Genomic DNA, 16,938 nt, shown 5'->3' on the forward strand with positions numbered 1-16,938 from the left:
GCTTATTGTTGCCAGAGGCAATTTCCGCTGATTTTGGCGATTTTAGCCAGTCTTTGTTGGTGAGCCTCCTCCTCCTTGACGCTACAAGTGATGATTTTCAATGCCGGCCTGTCGCCGGATAAACGCACGATGCTTTGTTCGTTACCGCTACTCGCATGATCGCCCTCATCCAACAGAGAAGCCTGGCCGCCGGTCATCAGGAGATACACGTCGGCCAGGATTTCCGCGTCAAGCAACGCGCCATGCAACTCACGGTGACTGTTATCTATGCCGTAGCGTTTGCACAGCGCATCCAAACTGTTGCGTGCTCCGGGGTGTTTTTTCCGGGCATACGCCAAGGTGTCGAACACGGTGCTGTTGGTTTCGACGCGGCGCTGTTCGCCGGATAGCAACGCTAATTCGTGATTTAAAAAGCCAACGTCAAACGGCGCGTTGTGAATAATCAGCTCCGCTCCTTGGGTAAAACGCATAAAGTCTTCGACGACATTGGCGAAGCGAGGCTTATCCTTTAAAAACTCATTAGTGATGCCATGCACTTCAATAGCGCCGGCATCGATTTCCCGGTCCGGATTCAGGTACACGTGAAAATGGTTGCGGGTTAAACGCCGGTTAATCAACTCCACGCAGCCGATTTCGATAATCTTATGGCCTTCCTTGGGATTGATGCCGGTGGTTTCGGTATCCAGTACCACTTGCCGAATTTGGCGAGGTCGTTGACTCATGACTTTATCCTATCCGCAAAAAGCTTTCAGTAATTCACTTTGTACTTGGTAAACAGGTTGATCATCGGCGCGTAAATGCCGGTATTGGCCGTCGCTCTGCAATTGCCAGGCTTGAGAGTTGTCGCGCAAATAGGCATCCAGGTCGGTAAGTATCCGTTCGGCTATCTTTCGGTCGGCGATAGGGAAGCAGACTTCCACCCGGCGGAACATGTTGCGGTTCATCAAATCGGCGCTGGAGGCGTAAACGGACCAGTCGCCGCCGTTGCAAAATGCGTAGATGCGGGTGTGTTCCAAGAAGCGGCCGACGATGGAGCGCACTTCGATATTCTCCGAAACGCCGGGTACGCCCGGCCGCAAACAGCAGACACCGCGCACAATCATTTTGATTTCCACCCCGGCTTGCGACGCCCGATACAGGGCTTGAATCGCTTGTTCCTCGACCACGGCATTGACCTTGATAATAATTTTCGCAGGCTTACCTTTTTTGGCATGCTCGATTTCCCTATCGATCATCTTTATGATGCCGTGATGCAAAGTAAACGGCGATTGCAACAGCTTATTCAGCTTGCTCACCTTGCCCAAGCTGGTCAATTGCATGAATACCCGGCGCACGTCTTCGCCCAATTCTTTTTCGCAGGTAAACAAACCGTAATCGGTGTAGAGTCGGGCGGTTTTCGGGTGATAGTTGCCGGTACCCAAATGAACGTAATTACGTAACGTGGCGCCTTCCTTGCGTAAGACCATGCACATTTTGGCGTGGGTTTTATAACCGACTACACCGTACACCACATGCGCCGCGGCTTCCTGAAGTTTGGCGGCCAAGCCGATATTGTCCTTTTCGTCGAAGCGGGCCCGTAACTCGATGACGACAGTCACTTCCTTGCCGGCGCGGGCAGCCTTGATCAAAGCCGCGACGATGGGCGAATCCACGCCGGTACGATACAGAGTTTGTTTGATGGCAAGCACATCCGGATCGGCAGCGGCCTGACGAATGAAATCCACCACCGGCGAGAATGACTCGTACGGGTGATGTAATAAAATATCCTGCTTACGGATACTGGCAAAAATGTCTTTATTGCGGCCCAATGCCGACGGCAGGCTGGATTTGAATGGCGGGAATTTCAAATCCGGCCGTTCCACCATGTTCAAAATGGTTTGGATACGGCTCAAATTGACCGGGCCGTTGGCTAAAAATAAACGGTCGTGTTTTAAGTCGAAGCGGGCCAACAGAAAATTAACGGTTTCTTCCGGACAATTGCCGTCGATTTCCAAGCGCACTTCGTCGCCGTAATTGCGCATCGCCAACTCGCCTTCCACGGCCAACATCAAATCGTCTATCGCATCGTCATCGACGAAAAAGTCGCTGTTGCGCGTGACCCGGAATTGATAACACCCCTTGACCATCATGCCGTTAAATAGCTCATTGACGAAGGCGTGAATAATGGAGGACAGAAACACGAAATCGTAAGGTCCGCTATCAGTCTCCGTGATCGGCAGTTGTACGATACGGGGCAGGGCGCGTGGCGCTTGTAAAATTGCGCGGCCGCTGTTGCGGCCGAAAGCATCCTTGCCTGTTAAAGAGATGATGAAATTTAAACTCTTATTCAGAATGCGCGGAAACGGATGAGCGGAATCCAGGCCGACCGGGGTCAGAATCGGTAGCAGTTCTTCGTTGAAATATTTTTCCAGCCAGAGTTTCTGCGCCGGGCTCCAGCGGTCGCGGCGTAGGAAGCGGATATTTTCGGATTCCAGGCGCGGGATAAGTACTTCGTTCAGCACGCGGTACTGTTCGGCGACTAGTTCGTGGGCCTTAATTGAAATTTTTTCGAATTGTTCGTTAATGGTCAAACCGTCGGAACTAACCAGATTGGGGTCCATTTCCGCCATTTGTATCAAGCTGGCGACACGTACTTCGTAAAACTCATCAAGATTGGAACAGGATATGCATAAGTAATTCAGTCGTTCCAATAGCGGTAGGGTTTCGTCCAGGGCTTGCGCCAAGACGCGGACATTAAATTCCAGCAGACTGTGTTCGCGGTTGAGATAAAGCTCGGGGCTAGTTAGATCGATGGATTCCATGTCGGCTGCGGGTTGGATTGCGGTAAGTCGATTATAAAGGAAATTTTTTAGCCTTGGGTTACAGCGGCGCTTAAGGCCTGGAACTTGCTATAATCGCCGCCGTAACGATAACCGGATGTTAGAGTCATGAATTTTCCAACCATAGAGTCTTTTGTCGGAAATACGCCATTGGTGCGCCTGCAACGTTTGCCCGTGGCGAGCGGCAACACTATATTGCTGAAGCTGGAGGGCAACAATCCCGCCGGTTCGGTAAAGGACAGACCGGCAGTCAGTATGATTAAACATGCCGAGGCACGCGGCGAAATCAAACCCGGAGACCGCCTAATCGAAGCTACCAGCGGCAACACCGGCATCGCCTTGGCGATGGCGGCGGCTATCAAAGGTTACAAAATGACTTTGATCATGCCGGATAATATGAGCGCGGAACGCATCGCTTCGATGAAAGCTTACGGCGCGGAAATCATCCTGACCCCTGCCAAGGGCAGTATGGAAGGGGCTATCGATCTGGCGCGTGCGATGGAAGCGCGCGGCGAGGGGCGCATTCTGGATCAATTCGCCAACCCGGATAATCCCCGTGCGCATTACGAAGGCACCGGCCCGGAAATTTGGCGAGACACCCAAGGTCAGATCACGCACTTTGTCAGTTCGATGGGTACCACCGGTACCATCATGGGTACGTCCAAGTATTTAAAAGAACAAAATCCGGCGATACAGATTGTCGGCGTGCAACCGGAAGGCGAATCGAAAATTCCCGGCATCCGCCGCTGGCCCAAGGAGTATCTGCCGAAAATTTACGATGCCGCGCGCGTCGATCAAATTATCGAGGTGGATCAGCTCGATGCGGAAAACACCACACGGGAGTTGGCGGCAACCGAGGGTATTTTCGCCGGCGTCTCATCGGGCGGTGCGGTATACGCAGCGCTACAACTTGCTAAGCAGGTGAAAAACGCTCTGATCGTCAGTATCGTTTGCGACCGTGGCGATCGATATTTATCCACCGGAGTATTTCCGACATAATTTATCTCGGCCGGGATTTGCCGGCAGACTTTTTTGCCGGAATGCTTACGTTTATTCCGGCCTACGCTCATCTATATTTAATGGCTCACAAGAAAAAACTCCCGCTAGATCCCGTTACTGTCACTATCGAATCGCTGTCTCACGACGGCCGCGGCGTCAGCCACGTCAATGGTAAAGTTGTGTTTATCGACGAAGCGTTGCCCGGCGAAACTCTGGAATTTGTGTATACCGACAGCCGTAAAGACTACGCAGAAGGCAAGGTGGTTAATTTATTGACTCGCTCGGAACACCGTGTCGAGCCGGCTTGTCCGCATTTCGGCAGTTGCGGCGGTTGCAGTTTTCAGCACGTCGACGATGCCGAACAGATCAACTTCAAAGAAGATTTACTTCGCGATCAGTTCCGGCGTATCGGCAAAGTAGAGATCCCGCAAATTTGGGAAGCCTTGACCGGCCCGCATTGGGGTTACCGCAGCAAAGCCCGGATGGGTGTGAAATGGGTGGCGAAAAAGAATAGGGTGTTGGTGGGCTTTCGGGAACGGCGTAATCCGTTTCTGGCGGAAATCGATAGCTGTAAGGTAATGAACCCCATCGTCGGCGAGAAATTGATCGCGTTGGGCGAGATGATCGCCGGTCTGACGGTGAAAGACAAAATTCCGCAAATCGAAGTGGCGATAGGCGACAAGGAATGTGTGTTGGCATTTCGTCTACTCGAGCCGCCGACCGATGCCGATAAACAAAGAATGCGCGAATTTGCCCATCAACATGATCTTACTATTTGTCTGCAACCTAAAGGGCCGGACACAATAGTGCCTCTGGATGGCGAACCCGAAGTCATTCCGAGTTATGCGCTGACAGAGCAGGGCGTTAAATTCAATTTCCGTCCGGCGATGTTTACCCAGGTCAATTATGCGATCAATCAAAAAATGGTGACGCGGGCGCTGGCGGCGCTGGAGTTGACCAAGGACGACAGGGTGCTGGATTTGTTCTGCGGTCTGGGCAATTTCACTCTGCCGTTGGCAACTCAAGCCGGGCAGGTGGTTGGCGTAGAAGGGGACTTGCCGCTGGTCAAACATGCCCGCGAAAACGCGAAGTTAAATAAGCTAGACAACGTGGAGTTTCACGTTGCCGATCTGACCAAAGACCTGAAAGATCAACCATGGTCGAAGCAAAAATTCACCAAGGTCTTGCTGGACCCTTCCCGGGCCGGGGCATCGGAGGTGCTGCACAATTTAAAGCATTGGCAACCCGAACGTATCGTTTATGTATCCTGCAATCCTTCGACATTAGCGCGTGATACCGGTATTTTGGTGAATGAACTGGGCTATAAACTGCTGAAAGCCGGGGTTATGGATATGTTTCCGCAAACCGCGCATGTTGAGTCGATAGCTTTGTTCGTGAAATGAAAGACGCAAATACAAGAGCGGATGCATTAGTCACCGCTACGGATTATTTGGATATATCTATCGCCGAACAGCGAATGCGTTTATTGGAGAGCGGCATGGTAGTGGCCGAATATCCGGTCTCAACGGCAAAAAACGGTCCGGGCGAAAAAATGGGTAGTTTTTGCACTCCTACCGGTTGGCACCGGATTCGCGCCAAAATTGGCGGTGGTCTTCCGATCAATAGCGTATTCGTGCGTCGCCGGGCGACCGGCGAAATCTATAGCCCACAACTGGCGCTAGAACATCCGGAAAGGGATTGGATCCTCAGCAGGATACTCTGGCTTGGCGGTTTGGAGCCGGGTAAAAACCGGTACGGCGTGGTGGATAGTACTTGGCGCTACATTTACATTCATGGAACACCGGACGAAAAGATGACTGGTTTACCCGAATCGCACGGGTGTGTCCGAATGTTAAATATCGACGTAATTGCCTTATTCGAGCGGGTACCAAACGGCTGTTTGGTATGGATTCATGAATAATCGCCTATTTGCCGAATTGCTATGTCGCGAATAGTTTTAGGCATCGAATACGACGGCACCAATTACGCCGGTTGGCAGTGGCAGGAAGGAAAGGCCACAGTGCAGGGCGAGTTGGAAAAAGCTTTAGGTAAAATCGCCAATCATCCGATTACAGTGCTGTGCGCCGGCCGCACCGACGCAGGTGTGCATGCACTGGAGCAAGTGGTGCATTTCGATTGCGGGGTAGCGCGGGATATGCGCGCTTGGTTAATGGGCGGCAATAGTCAGTTGCCGGACGATATTCGCATTACCTGGGCGCAACCGGCGGTTGGCGATTTTCACGCACGTTACAGCGCAATTGCCCGTGCTTATAGATATGTTATTTTAAATCGTCCCATGAAATCGGCATTGTTACGCAGTCAAGCAACTTGGTGTTACCAAACGCTGGATGCCGAGATCATGCATCAGGCTGCACAGCATTTAATTGGCGAACATGACTTTTCTTCGTTTCGCGCTCAAAGCTGTCAATCGGTCAGCCCCAGCCGCTTGATGCATTTTGCCGATGTTCATCGAGACGGTCAGCGCGTGATAATCGATCTATGCGCTAATGCTTTTGTGCACCATATGGTCAGAAATATCGCCGGCGTACTAATGGAAATCGGCATGGGTCGGCGTCCGGTAGAGTGGATGCTCGAACTGCTGGCGTTAAAAGACCGCTCGCAAGCCGCTATGACGGCACCTCCGCATGGCTTACATCTGGCTGCGGTGTATTATCCTGAGCGCTACGGCATCGCAAAAAACATTTTATTTAATAAGTTAGCCAAGGATGCGCGGCGTCACGATTAATCTGCTTTTTAGATTAGGGGCTGTTGCCATTTTGGAACGACAGCCTTGAAATTGAACTGCTCTGCCTCATTGATTGATTTTTCAATCAAAAGGCAAGCAAACTATAAATGTTTACGGATGAATACTGGAATAAATTCAAAGCCTCCTGTTGAGCTTGAGGGTTTACGACAAGCCCACGCTTCGGCAAACGGTAGAAGGGATTTTTATCGTCTGCGAGTAGGTTGCCCTTGGCGAGATCTGCCGGTAAACGTTTGGCAAGTGGAATGCCGTGTATAAGCGATTCAATGCCTGGTCGCTTCAAGAAAAATTGATGAGTATCTTTTGGATGCTGGTTGTGGAGCCGGATTTGGAATGGGTGTTTATTGATGGCAGTATCGTGAAAGCGCATCAACAGGGTAGCGACGCTGCCGATCCGCAGGAAACAGCCATCGGAAAATCGGTTGCGGGTAACACGACGAAAATCCATATGGCCGTGGATGCCTGCGGGCTGCCTATTCATTTCTCGGTCACGGGTGGCGAAGTCCACGACTGTAAAGAAGCGCCGGGATTAGTGGCTAAGCTTCCCTTAGCTCACTATATGATTGCTGACAAGGGCTACGACAGCGAACCCTTACGGATTCAAATTCGAGAGAAAGGTGCTATGCCCGTCATTCCCAGAAAGCAGAATTCAACCATTGGCAATGATGCCATGGATTGGTACCTCTACAAATATCGCCACCTGGTTGAAAATATGTTTGCGCGACTGAAACATTTCAGAGCCATCGCGACACGCTATGACAAACTGAAACGCAATTTTGAAAGCGTCATCACTTTGGCTTGCGCTTTTATTTGGGTGCCTAGGTAAAACGGCAACAGCCCCTATTATTTTACATAATATACATTATGCGAAGTCATGGGTGAGGGTAAGGCACACTAAAACCCGCTTCGATAAAGACCTGAAATAGACCTCACTGCGATATAAGCTCAACGGCTACGCCAGTAACCACCTTAACGGAGGCAGAGCGCATATCCTGCGATTAAGGCCGTCTCGCACCGCTGGTGCTCTGTTACGCCGCTGCACGGCCTGAGGAGCTGGAAAAGCGAATGGGAGCGGACTATGGGAACTTGCCTAGACACAGATCAAGGTCGAGGGATTATGAAAAACCAAACCGGCAACACGGTCTTTTAACATCAAAACCGGTTTTTTAGTGAGTGGGTTTGGGGGGGGGGCGGGTTCGAGGTGGCGAGCCTGCAACCGGCTAGCTGTCGCTGGCCGGCCGCGTGTTGTCGGCCCTGGCGTGTCTCCACCGGCACCGGCACTCGCTACGCTACCACCGGCATCGGGCCTATACGGATCAAAGTGGCCATATTTCACAAACGCGCGGCACTGATCGGGGCTGACAAAATACGGCGTAGCCTGATGAGTGTAGCATCGGCACCCTTCGGGTTCCTTGCGATCGACAACACAACCGGACAGCTTGGGAAACACCACGGGCTTAGCCAGATCGGCAAAGGCCGGCGCGGATTCAGGCACATTCGGCAGCTCGGGGTTATAGTCGAACTTAGCCAGGCTATCAGGTGGCGGCGGATATTGATCGCTAGGAAATTGTCGGCCGGCCGAAGATTCGCTAGCGGTACCGCCGGCGTTTCGTAACGGTAAGCCCTGGCCGGCGCCGGACTGGCGACCGCCACTTCGGACGATGCGGTAATGTGACCATAACGGGTTTTAAAGCGCGAACCAATCACGATCATCAAGACCACACAAGCGGCCAGAACATACAACTGAACCGGCAACTTGCGTTCCTGCTTGGTATGCAGACTCGCGGACTTATACAGGCCGAAAACCTTTTTCGGCAGCTTGTAGCTGAGGGAAGTAACTACCTCGCTATCTATCTCATCAGATAACATTAACGCCCTACCACCGACAGAATAAGTACAGATCACAGTTGCGGGGGTAGTATCACCAACAGCGGCACCATTCCAGGTTCACGGCGATGCGATCAGAAACGGCTTGGTTAATAACGGCGGTTTTGCTGAGGCAAATGCCGGAACCTTGAGCGGTGGCGAGAGTATAGTAGCAATAGGAAAAATAACAAGTGGAAGCAGGCGCCGTAATAACCAGGGGATGCCCTGGCTAGCTTTTTCGTTTTTGTGGGCGTTCTTGCAAGCCATATCAGATATGAGCATGGGGGTAACTCCATTTGGGGTAAATGGGTTGCCCTTATCCCCTGTTCTGAAGTGATTTTCAATGAATCTCGGTGAACACCGTGCCAGGCAGCTTGCGGGTTTCTTGAATCTTATTGACCGTTGTTGAATCTATAAATGGTGGCGATACCGGGGATCGAACCTGGAACCTCGGGGTTATGAATCCCGCGCTCTAACCGGATTGAGCTATATCGCCACTGGGTACGGCTTTGAAAAGACGCGCATTATAGGATGCCCTGCTTCCCTTGTCAAACATTGAAACGAAAGTGCATCACGTCGCCATCCTGAACTTTGTACTCTTTACCTTCAAGGCGCCATTTGCCGGCATCCTTGGCGCCTTGTTCGCCTTTGTATGCAACAAAATCTTGGTAAGACACCACCTCGGCGCGGATGAAGCCTTTCTCAAAATCAGAATGGATTACGCCTGCTGCTTGCGGTGCCGTGGCATTAACCGGGATCGTCCACGCCCGTACTTCTTTAACTCCGGCCGTGAAATAAGTCGAGAGATTTAATAGTTCGTACCCTGCGCGCACTACCCTATTCAATCCAGGTTCTTCAAGCCCTAGATCATCGAGAAATTCTTTCTTTTCCTCTTCATCCAATTGCACTATCTCCGCCTCTATCGCGGCGCAGACGGCGACAACTTTCGATCCTTCTTTTTCAGCAAAGCCTCTAACCTTTTCCAGCATCGGATTGTTCTCGAACCCGTCATCCTGAACATTCGCGACGTACAATGTTGGCTTGATGGTAATCAAACATAATTCTTTAATAAGCTTGGTTTCGTCTTCCGTCAAACCTAAAGTCCGCACCGCTTCCCCGGCATTGAGGTGCTCCAGGACTCGTTCCAGGACTTCTTTTCTAGAAAGTTCGTCTTTATTACCCGACTTTGACGCTTTTGCCGCTTTTTGCAAAGCTCTTTCAACAGACGCCATGTCCGCCAGAGCCAATTCGGTATTGATGACTTCAATATCGTTAATCGGATCGACTTTGCCGGCAACATGAATCACATTGTCGTCTACGAAACAGCGTACTACATGTACGATGGCATCAGTTTCCCGAATATTCCCCAGAAATTGGTTGCCCAAGCCCTCGCCTTTAGAAGCGCCCGCGACTAAACCCGCTATGTCGACAAACTCAATCGTTGTTGGAAGCACACGCTCCGGATTAACAATTTCAGCTAGTTTATCCATACGCGGATCGGGAACCGGAACTACGCCGACGTTGGGGTCTATGGTGCAAAACGGATAGTTTTCGGCGGCGATAGTCGCTTTAGTCAGCGCGTTAAATAGAGTTGATTTACCGACATTGGGCAGGCCAACGATTCCGCAATAGAGTGCCATAGCATTAAGTAGATGAGTTTAAGGAGATTTCCGGTGTATACCGGAATTGAAGCGAGGCGGGATTATACAGCGAAATTGAAAATTGAAAACCAAAGCGCCCTCCTCGCGATCATGAAGATCACGGGGAGGTAGGGTTTTGAACGGCTTTTAGAATAAGCCTGAAATCGATCTCACCAAGCCGGAGGTCAGGCTTGGCGCTGCGGCTTCATATTCCAGATTAGCCTGATTGGCAGTACTGACGACACGTGTGCGATATTTTTTTCTGTCGCTAACTTCCGACGAAGTTTGACGGCGCGAGCCACCGATACCTTGCTTAGCGTCTTGCTGGCTATCCTGTCTTACCACGACACCACTTTTGGCCTTTTCAGCAATTTCAATGTCGGTGACTACCATATACGTCACATCTTTCACTGCGGCATCGGCAATGGTTTCGATGGCGCCGCCCACTGCAACGCCTGCCAAACCGCCGATGCCGGCTCCCGACCAGCCACCCAGTCCGCCGCCAATTGCCGCGCCGGCCGCCGCGCCGGCCAATGCGCCGCCGTAACCGGAATGCAAAGCCGACTCCGCCGCTGTCGGGCTGGCTTTATCAACGCTCAATACATTGGCACGTAGCCAATAATGCGACTTTTCCGGATCGTTGGAAATTATGTACCCTTTGGATTGTAACGCCTCCTTGACCGGCAATAGCACGTCAAAGTTGGCTTTATCGGAGGTATTTCGCACGTCCAAATAAATAGTGCGCTGTTCCGGGCCAACTGGGTCTAGAAATATCGTGTCGCTCATTTTGGTCTGCACATCCAAGTCTTTTTTTGCGATCGATGTGTGCACGGCGGCACAACCGCCCAACAACGTTGTTACCGCTAAAATGCCAGCAACCTTAACCAACTTAGCTCTCTCTATTGCCATTTAAATCTCCAAAAAGTTATCCAAAATACTGAAAATATCAATTTAATAAGGCCAATAATAGCCGTAATAATGATGGTAATAACTACAATCGCGGTAATCGTTCCAGGAATAACGCCTCAAATCGTTGCAGGTATAGCCTTGGCGCCAATATTTACTGGGTTGAGATTTGGGTGGTGTGCCTCGTTTAGTCGCCTCCTCGATATAGCTGTTTAACTTTGCTTCGTCCTCCACGCTAAAAGGTTTAGCCAACACTTGATCATTAAGCATTTTTTGCGTGTCGCTAGCTTGATCGGCTGTTACGACAGTATGGTTAGCGACTAAAACCGCCATCAATAAGCATTGCAATAAAATTCTTTTCATTGTTTATACCCCCTCCTCTGTTCTCAGTTCGCAAAAACTGTGCATGGTTTGGCTAAGATTGTAAAGTTGATAAACGTTCGCAACAACTGATTTGACGGCGTGACGTCAACCGGCTTCCAATCCGGATCCGTCGAACACCACCGTTTGATCGCGACCATTCTCTTTCGCTTTGTACAATGCATTATCCGCGTAATTAATCATCTGATCGATATCCGGTATTTGTTGCGGAGCGTACATATCGCAATTAAGACAATACAAACCAATACTCATAGTCAGATTAACCGGCTCTTCATCGACAAACCATTGCAGGGATTTAATTTCCTGCCGAATACGTTCCGCAAAAGTTTTACCGTTATCGCCGCGCGTATTCGTAAAAATAGCTACAAACTCTTCACCGCCGAAACGCACCAAAATATCGCTGCTACGAACCTGCCTTTTCAATGCATTGGCAACACCGATCAATACCTGATCGCCGAACAAATGGCCGAAACGGTCGTTAATAACTTTAAAATGATCGATATCCATCACCAACAGACAAAAACTATTTTTGTAACGTTTATGATGGGCAATAACAACTTCCACCTGATCATAAAAAAAACGCCGGTTATGCAAACCTGTCAACTGATCGTGCATGGACATGCTGGCAAAATGGTCTTTCAACTGATTGGTTTCCGCAACCAAACTCTCCAACTCGGCAGTTCTAGAAGCAATTTGCTGCTCCATGTGTTGAACCAAACGGCGCGTCGTGATCAACTGCCCGAGGATATTTTTATAAACTTCCAATAATCGTATGTGCCACTCGGTAAAGAAATTAACTTCGGGATGAGATACGTTCAAAACGCCAATCAAATTACGATTTAACGTGAACACAGGCACGCTGATAACGGAGCCGGGCGTTTGCTTGGGATTCGCGATTTTTTCAAAACGTTGATCGTCGCGGCAATTTTGGCAATGCTGCAATATACCGCTTGCGGCTGCCGCACCAATTAATCCTTCGCCGATTTTGAAACGTAAAGGGGCCGGATTATCGATTTTAGCTTCGTTTAATTCATCGATACTGATGCCGACGATGTTGGTTAACAAGCCTCCGTCATCCAGGATGAAAAAGGAACATCGCTCCATGTCCTGATACTGAATAAGGCTAGCCAATGCCTGTCTGATCAGGCTTTTTTCGTCATCGACCTGATAATCTATTTCGGATAATTGTTTTACGGCGGATAGCGCATTAACCAAATCCACAAGCAAATCCTGCATGCCTAATCCGGCTAATACTGGGTTTTGCATGCCCGCGCTAAACTGGCTCATTAGTTCCCCATAATAGACGCAAGTTTTTGAATAGCCGTTTTATGTTCCATTAATTGTTCGGCGAGTGTATTCAAGTGGTCTATGCCGACTTGAATGCTTCGGCAATCCGCGTCGAACTCTACCGAATTAATTGTGTTGTCGACAACGACTGCGGCACTTAATCGCTGACTAATCCGCAATAAAATTAATAATGCTTGCTCCGGGCCAACAAACTCCTGGTTCTCGTAGTTTTGTAAAACAAGCTGATATAACTCGGGTAAATGCCATTTATTCAACAAGAAATAGCCTAATTGAAAATGACTTTGACCCATGCGTCGGGCAATCTCGCCGCGGACGGATATACGGTTTTGTTTACAATCTGTGAAAATGGCATCTAAGGCTTCCGGACACAGATAACCTAGCACCAATATTCCAATATCCAACAGTAAACCGCTTGCGTACACCGTAGATGGCGTCATTTCTCGGAATAATGGCGTTTCCGCCGCCAATTTTTGCGCGGATACGGCCGTCATCAGCGAGCGCATCCAGAACTGTTCCGAATCGAATGTCTGGCAATTACGGGTATCGAACTGTACGTTAAAAATAATCGCCAGAGCCAACGCCTTGACTAAGTCCAGGCCTAAAACCTGAAATATCGCGGCGCGGATATCGGCCACGCTGCGTCCCCTGGTGAAATAGGCTGAATTGGCTAAGCCAAGCAATCGGGCTACTAAACCGGGCGACAAGGATAGCGCGTCGGCTAATTCATCGATTGCTATATCCGGTGTATTAATAGCGTCTAAAATCCGCAGGCTTGCCTCGGGTAAAGCCGGCAAATTTTTCAACGAATTCATTTGTAGCTCAATAGCTTGCCTTAATTTGGCATTCATTAGACAGGCCTGTAACCTGATGTTTTTAAACAGACAACCAGTTTTCGGAAGGAGTCCGCCGGCATTGCATCTTTTGCAATCAACAGACAACCGCCGGCATTGTCGTTATCTAACCAATGCAGAACGATCAAAAACGGACTTATCGTTGTCGACGATGCAATCTTTATTGGTCGATACTCATTGGCGAGACTGATTGACCATCCACGGTCAGGAGTATAGCGTAGATAAAACAAGCCAGTTTGGCGGGATTTTAGGCCATGCCGCCAACTTAAAAGCGCCAGCACCGACAATGCTGCCTGGTAAATCACCGGCAAGGAATTAAGCCAACAGGCTAAAACTGTAAAACCATGAATGCCATGGATTAGCAGTTTCAGTAACCGCGAACGACTCACGGTAAAATCCATATTCGAGACAAGATTTTTCGCCATAATCGTCGCGCCTTTTCCGAGCTACGGTAAACTACCCAGCAAATTTGTTTTCATATTGACACCTATGCCCCAAAACGCCACACCTGAAGAACCGATGGACTCCGAATACACTGTTAAAAAAACCGATGTTAAGCCGGCGATTAGAAAAATATTTCCATCGACAGGTCTAAGCCTTATTGCGGTAAGCGGCCAAGATGCCGATAAGCTTTTGCAAGGCCAGTTAACGTGCAATATCAACGATATCTCTGAGTCTCAAGCCAGTATTGCCGCGTTTTGCAATGCCAAAGGCCGGGTAATCACTACGCTGATAGTCGCTAAAACCCCGCAAGGGTTTCTGCTAATCGTGCCAACGGATTTGCTGGAAACGGTGCTAAAAAAACTGCGTATGTACGTGTTGCGTGCCGATGTGCAATTGCAAGACCAATCCGGAATCTTACAGCTCACGGGGTTGCAATCCCTGCCCGCAGATACCAATGACACTCCATCGGCCAACAATTTCGCCGTCGCGCAATCGCCATTTTCCACGATTCGATTGCCTGGGCAAGATCGCTATTTGCGTATTAGCTCACCCGAGCAAAGCCAGCAATTCTGCGCATTATTGGCCTCGCAACACGGCTATGAGCCAGGAAGTCTAGCAGAATGGCGGCAGCAGGATATATCCTCCTCCCTGCCCTGGTTCGGCAGCAGCCAGTCCGAGCAACATATCCCGCAAATGTTGAACATCGATCGATTAGGCGGCATCAGTTTTAATAAAGGCTGTTATACCGGCCAAGAGATCGTCGCACGTACGCATTATCTGGGAAAAGTCAAACGTGCGTTGTTTGTGGCCGAGTGCATCCAATCGTCTGGCGATATCAACACCGGTTGCGGCGTGTTAGATAACGCAAGTGGGCAAAATATCGGCTGCGTGTTAACGCACAGCAGTTACGTAGGCACAACCCGTTTGCTGTTAGTCCTGCAAATAGTTGATGGTCTGCCAAAAAACCTTATACTTGATGACGAGTATCGTACTTCTGTGGCGATAATTTCGGATCAATAGCGGAAATTCAACCCATGCAATTCAAATCTGTTCAAGACTTTCTGGTTCATGTGCAAGCGGAACTGGACGCCAACCGTTTAATACTACCCACCCTGCCGGACGTGGCCATTAAAGTGCGCGATGCCGTCAGTAAAGGCGATGCCACGGCACAAAGTCTGGCCGAAATCATTGCCACCGACGCAGCCATTTCCGCGCGCTTGATACAAGTCGCGAACAGCCCCTTGTACCGAGGCACGCTGGAAATCAAGAATATTCAAATGGCGGTCACCCGCCTCGGCAACAACACGATACGTACCTTGATCACCAGTTTGATCATGCAGCAAATGTTCACGCCTACCACAGCGTTATTGGAAGGCTATTTTCGCAGTACCTGGGAACAAGGCGTTAACGTCTCGGCGATCAGTCGCGCCTTGAGTGCATTCGTACCGCATTTAAACGCCGACGAAGCCATGTTGGCCGGCTTGATCCACCAAATAGGTAAATTGCCGATTCTGACTCTAGTCGAAAAAATTCCGGAATTTAGAGACAGCCCATCCCGGCTGGATAAATTACTGGAAAAAGCCCATCCTCACGTGGGCAAAATCATTATGAATACCTGGAATTTTCCGGAAGAACTCAAACTGGTGCCTTCCGAATATGTCGATTTTCAACGCGATTCCGGGGCCAAGGCCGATTATGTGGATTTGGTGCAAGTCGCATTTCTGCAAAGCATAGCCGGCACCGATCATCCGGCTTGTCGAGTCGACTGGAGCACAGTGCCGGCTTTTGCTAAGCTCGGTATCCAACCCGATGCGGAAATTCTGGAAATCGAAGGGGTCTCGGAAGAAATCGAACTCGCTCACTCCATGTTTCTTTAAGAATTCCACCGACCATGATAGATACTCAAGCCGCAGCACGCTTTCGCCGCTTAGGCACACTCACCATCTTTGCCGTTTATTTTGTTATTTTGGTCGGCGGCATCGTCCGTGCATCCGGTGCCGGCATGGGCTGTCCGGATTGGCCGACCTGCTTCGGCCAATGGGTGCCGCCCACCGACGAATCGCAACTACCCGTCAATTACCACGAAATTTACGCGGCGCGCGGTTATGAAAGCACTGCCTTCAACCCGGTCAAAACCTGGACCGAATACACGAATCGATTGGTTGGAGTGACCATCGGTTTTTTAATCTTTCTCACGGCTTGGTCTTCAAGAGTTTATCTTAAAGCCGACAAAGCTATTTTTTATCTGGCGCTATCGGTTTTTGTGCTGGTGGGCTTTCAAGGTTGGTTGGGTTCGGCCGTGGTAGCCAGCAATTTAAAGCCGTTGATGATCACGCTGCACATGCTGCTGGCTTTATTCATTGTCGCGCTGTTAATTTATGCCATCGCCAGATCGCAAAAATCGCTGCTACAAGCGGTTGACAGCCATTGGCTTGCCCCCAGATTCGGTTTGGTGCTAAAGATTGCGATGGGCATGACCTTGCTGCAAGTAGCAATGGGCACTCAGGTCCGGGAGGCCGTCGATTATATCGCGCATGAACACAGTTACATCGACAGACAATATTGGCGCGACAGTTTTCCAATCATTTTTTATGTCCACCGCTCGTTTTCATCCGTCATTCTGTTCACCAATCTATGGTTGGCCTGGAAAATTTATCAGCAAGCCTATAAGCGCAGTCTATTGCTACGCACGGCCTACGTGCTGATGGGCTTGATCGTTACCGCAATTTTGGCCGGCGTCAGCCTGGACAGACTGGGTTTCCCCGCCCTAGCCCAACCGGTGCATCTGTTGATGGCTAATCTGATCTTCGGCGCGCAATTTTTTATCTTTATCTGCCTGAATTATTCAAGCAATAGCGCGAGCCGGGCGCGCTAGGATTTTTACTGTAATTATCAATAAGTTAAGCAATATTAAGCCAAGTTGCGGTACAATGCCGAGCATTGCTCGCCAACGGCAGGCC

17 protein-coding genes, 1 tRNA gene and 1 pseudogene are annotated in these 16,938 nt (G+C 49.9%); 8 read left to right on the forward strand and 11 right to left on the reverse strand.

What is annotated here, in order from left to right:
• Nucleotides 1-2: 2 nt before the first annotated feature.
• Complete coding sequence (gene dnaQ / locus ACH50O_RS06690; RefSeq protein WP_446811244.1) at nt 3-722, reverse strand: DNA polymerase III subunit epsilon; 720 nt, start codon at nt 720-722, stop codon at nt 3-5.
• Nucleotides 723-731: 9 nt separating this feature from the next.
• The gene (ppk1, locus tag ACH50O_RS06695; protein WP_446811245.1) at nt 732-2,801 is read right to left on the reverse strand and encodes a polyphosphate kinase 1; all 2,070 of its coding nucleotides are present in this window, start codon (nt 2,799-2,801) and stop codon (nt 732-734) included.
• A gap of 126 nt (nt 2,802-2,927) precedes the next feature.
• Here ppk1 and cysM point away from each other — a divergent pair, with 126 nt between their 5' ends.
• The 5 genes and pseudogenes from cysM to ACH50O_RS06720 all read left to right on the forward strand — a co-directional run bounded on the left by cysM (nt 2,928) and on the right by ACH50O_RS06720 (nt 7,408).
• Nucleotides 2,928-3,818 (forward strand): cysteine synthase CysM, encoded by an 891-nt coding sequence (gene cysM, locus ACH50O_RS06700; protein WP_446811246.1) that lies wholly within the window; start codon nt 2,928-2,930, stop codon nt 3,816-3,818.
• An 80-nt stretch (nt 3,819-3,898) separates the two neighbouring features.
• Nucleotides 3,899-5,221, forward strand: a complete 1,323-nt coding sequence (gene rlmD, locus ACH50O_RS06705) for a 23S rRNA (uracil(1939)-C(5))-methyltransferase RlmD (RefSeq protein WP_446811247.1) — start codon at nt 3,899-3,901, stop codon at nt 5,219-5,221.
• Entirely contained in the window at nt 5,218-5,739 is a 522-nt protein-coding gene (locus ACH50O_RS06710) for a L,D-transpeptidase family protein (RefSeq protein WP_446811248.1), read from the forward strand. Before rlmD ends, ACH50O_RS06710 begins: the two co-directional genes overlap by 4 nt.
• Nucleotides 5,740-5,760: 21 nt before the next feature.
• Nucleotides 5,761-6,564, forward strand: a complete 804-nt coding sequence (truA, locus tag ACH50O_RS06715; RefSeq protein WP_446811249.1) for a tRNA pseudouridine(38-40) synthase TruA — start codon at nt 5,761-5,763, stop codon at nt 6,562-6,564.
• Between the two features lie 107 nt (nt 6,565-6,671).
• Nucleotides 6,672-7,408 (forward strand): annotated as a pseudogene (locus ACH50O_RS06720) (IS5 family transposase).
• 506 nt (nt 7,409-7,914) lie between these two features.
• On the opposite strand, the gene ACH50O_RS06725 reads toward ACH50O_RS06720, so the two are convergent.
• The 9 genes from ACH50O_RS06725 to ACH50O_RS06765 all read right to left on the reverse strand — a co-directional run bounded on the left by ACH50O_RS06725 (nt 7,915) and on the right by ACH50O_RS06765 (nt 13,959).
• A complete protein-coding gene (locus ACH50O_RS06725; RefSeq protein ID WP_446811250.1) occupies nt 7,915-8,451 on the reverse strand; it encodes a hypothetical protein in 537 nt (178 codons plus the stop codon).
• Between the two features lie 78 nt (nt 8,452-8,529).
• Nucleotides 8,530-8,730 carry a hypothetical protein gene (locus ACH50O_RS06730; RefSeq protein ID WP_446811251.1) on the reverse strand — a complete coding sequence of 67 codons (201 nt, stop codon included), beginning with the start codon at nt 8,728-8,730 and terminating at the stop codon, nt 8,530-8,532.
• Nucleotides 8,731-8,866: 136 nt separating this feature from the next.
• Nucleotides 8,867-8,944 (reverse strand) — tRNA-Met (locus ACH50O_RS06735).
• A 52-nt stretch (nt 8,945-8,996) separates the two neighbouring features.
• Entirely contained in the window at nt 8,997-10,088 is a 1,092-nt protein-coding gene (gene ychF / locus ACH50O_RS06740; RefSeq protein WP_446811252.1) for a redox-regulated ATPase YchF, read from the reverse strand.
• Nucleotides 10,089-10,235: 147 nt separating this feature from the next.
• Entirely contained in the window at nt 10,236-10,997 is a 762-nt protein-coding gene (locus ACH50O_RS06745) for a complement resistance protein TraT (RefSeq protein ID WP_446811253.1), read from the reverse strand.
• Nucleotides 10,998-11,039: 42 nt separating this feature from the next.
• On the reverse strand, nt 11,040-11,357 hold the full coding sequence (locus ACH50O_RS06750; protein ID WP_446811254.1) for a hypothetical protein: 318 nt from the start codon (nt 11,355-11,357) through the stop codon (nt 11,040-11,042).
• Nucleotides 11,358-11,462: 105 nt separating this feature from the next.
• A complete protein-coding gene (locus ACH50O_RS06755; RefSeq protein ID WP_446811255.1) occupies nt 11,463-12,662 on the reverse strand; it encodes a diguanylate cyclase in 1,200 nt (399 codons plus the stop codon).
• Nucleotides 12,662-13,531, reverse strand: a complete 870-nt coding sequence (locus ACH50O_RS06760; protein WP_446811256.1) for an HDOD domain-containing protein — start codon at nt 13,529-13,531, stop codon at nt 12,662-12,664. The genes ACH50O_RS06755 and ACH50O_RS06760 overlap by 1 nt, the downstream gene beginning before the upstream one ends.
• Nucleotides 13,531-13,959 (reverse strand): protein YgfX, encoded by a 429-nt coding sequence (locus tag ACH50O_RS06765; RefSeq protein ID WP_446811257.1) that lies wholly within the window; start codon nt 13,957-13,959, stop codon nt 13,531-13,533. Before ACH50O_RS06765 ends, ACH50O_RS06760 begins: the two co-directional genes overlap by 1 nt.
• A 94-nt stretch (nt 13,960-14,053) precedes the next feature.
• Between ACH50O_RS06765 and ygfZ the strand changes: the two genes are divergently transcribed.
• The 3 genes from ygfZ to ACH50O_RS06780 are packed head-to-tail and all read left to right on the forward strand — an operon-like array spanning nt 14,054 to nt 16,853.
• Entirely contained in the window at nt 14,054-14,998 is a 945-nt protein-coding gene (gene ygfZ / locus ACH50O_RS06770; RefSeq protein WP_446811258.1) for a CAF17-like 4Fe-4S cluster assembly/insertion protein YgfZ, read from the forward strand.
• 14 nt (nt 14,999-15,012) lie between these two features.
• Nucleotides 15,013-15,855: an HDOD domain-containing protein gene (locus ACH50O_RS06775; RefSeq protein WP_446811259.1), complete on the forward strand. Its 843-nt coding sequence runs from the start codon at nt 15,013-15,015 to the stop codon at nt 15,853-15,855.
• Nucleotides 15,856-15,869: 14 nt separating this feature from the next.
• On the forward strand, nt 15,870-16,853 hold the full coding sequence (locus ACH50O_RS06780; protein ID WP_446811260.1) for a COX15/CtaA family protein: 984 nt from the start codon (nt 15,870-15,872) through the stop codon (nt 16,851-16,853).
• The last annotated feature ends 85 nt before the right edge of the window (nt 16,854-16,938 follow it).

It is taken from the genome of Methylomonas sp. 2BW1-5-20 (assembly GCF_052474515.1).

Excerpts from the sequence above, each read along its gene's own strand:
- ACH50O_RS06755 (WP_446811255.1), bottom strand. The coding sequence starts at position 12,662 with ATGAGCCAGTTTAGCGCGGGCATGCAAAACCCAGTATTAGCCGGATTA.
- rlmD (WP_446811247.1), top strand. The coding sequence starts at position 3,899 with ATGGCTCACAAGAAAAAACTCCCGCTAGATCCCGTTACTGTCACTATC.
- ACH50O_RS06775 (WP_446811259.1), top strand. The coding sequence starts at position 15,013 with ATGCAATTCAAATCTGTTCAAGACTTTCTGGTTCATGTGCAAGCGGAA.
- ACH50O_RS06710 (WP_446811248.1), top strand. The coding sequence starts at position 5,218 with ATGAAAGACGCAAATACAAGAGCGGATGCATTAGTCACCGCTACGGAT.
- ACH50O_RS06745 (WP_446811253.1), bottom strand. The coding sequence starts at position 10,997 with ATGGCAATAGAGAGAGCTAAGTTGGTTAAGGTTGCTGGCATTTTAGCG.
- ygfZ (WP_446811258.1), top strand. The coding sequence starts at position 14,054 with ATGGACTCCGAATACACTGTTAAAAAAACCGATGTTAAGCCGGCGATT.
- ACH50O_RS06750 (WP_446811254.1), bottom strand. The coding sequence starts at position 11,357 with ATGAAAAGAATTTTATTGCAATGCTTATTGATGGCGGTTTTAGTCGCT.
- truA (WP_446811249.1), top strand. The coding sequence starts at position 5,761 with ATGTCGCGAATAGTTTTAGGCATCGAATACGACGGCACCAATTACGCC.
- ACH50O_RS06765 (WP_446811257.1), bottom strand. The coding sequence starts at position 13,959 with ATGGCGAAAAATCTTGTCTCGAATATGGATTTTACCGTGAGTCGTTCG.
- ppk1 (WP_446811245.1), bottom strand. The coding sequence starts at position 2,801 with ATGGAATCCATCGATCTAACTAGCCCCGAGCTTTATCTCAACCGCGAA.
- cysM (WP_446811246.1), top strand. The coding sequence starts at position 2,928 with ATGAATTTTCCAACCATAGAGTCTTTTGTCGGAAATACGCCATTGGTG.
- ACH50O_RS06725 (WP_446811250.1), bottom strand. The coding sequence starts at position 8,451 with ATGTTATCTGATGAGATAGATAGCGAGGTAGTTACTTCCCTCAGCTAC.
- ACH50O_RS06730 (WP_446811251.1), bottom strand. The coding sequence starts at position 8,730 with ATGCTCATATCTGATATGGCTTGCAAGAACGCCCACAAAAACGAAAAA.
- ACH50O_RS06760 (WP_446811256.1), bottom strand. The coding sequence starts at position 13,531 with ATGAATGCCAAATTAAGGCAAGCTATTGAGCTACAAATGAATTCGTTG.
- ACH50O_RS06780 (WP_446811260.1), top strand. The coding sequence starts at position 15,870 with ATGATAGATACTCAAGCCGCAGCACGCTTTCGCCGCTTAGGCACACTC.
- ychF (WP_446811252.1), bottom strand. The coding sequence starts at position 10,088 with ATGGCACTCTATTGCGGAATCGTTGGCCTGCCCAATGTCGGTAAATCA.
- dnaQ (WP_446811244.1), bottom strand. The coding sequence starts at position 722 with ATGAGTCAACGACCTCGCCAAATTCGGCAAGTGGTACTGGATACCGAA.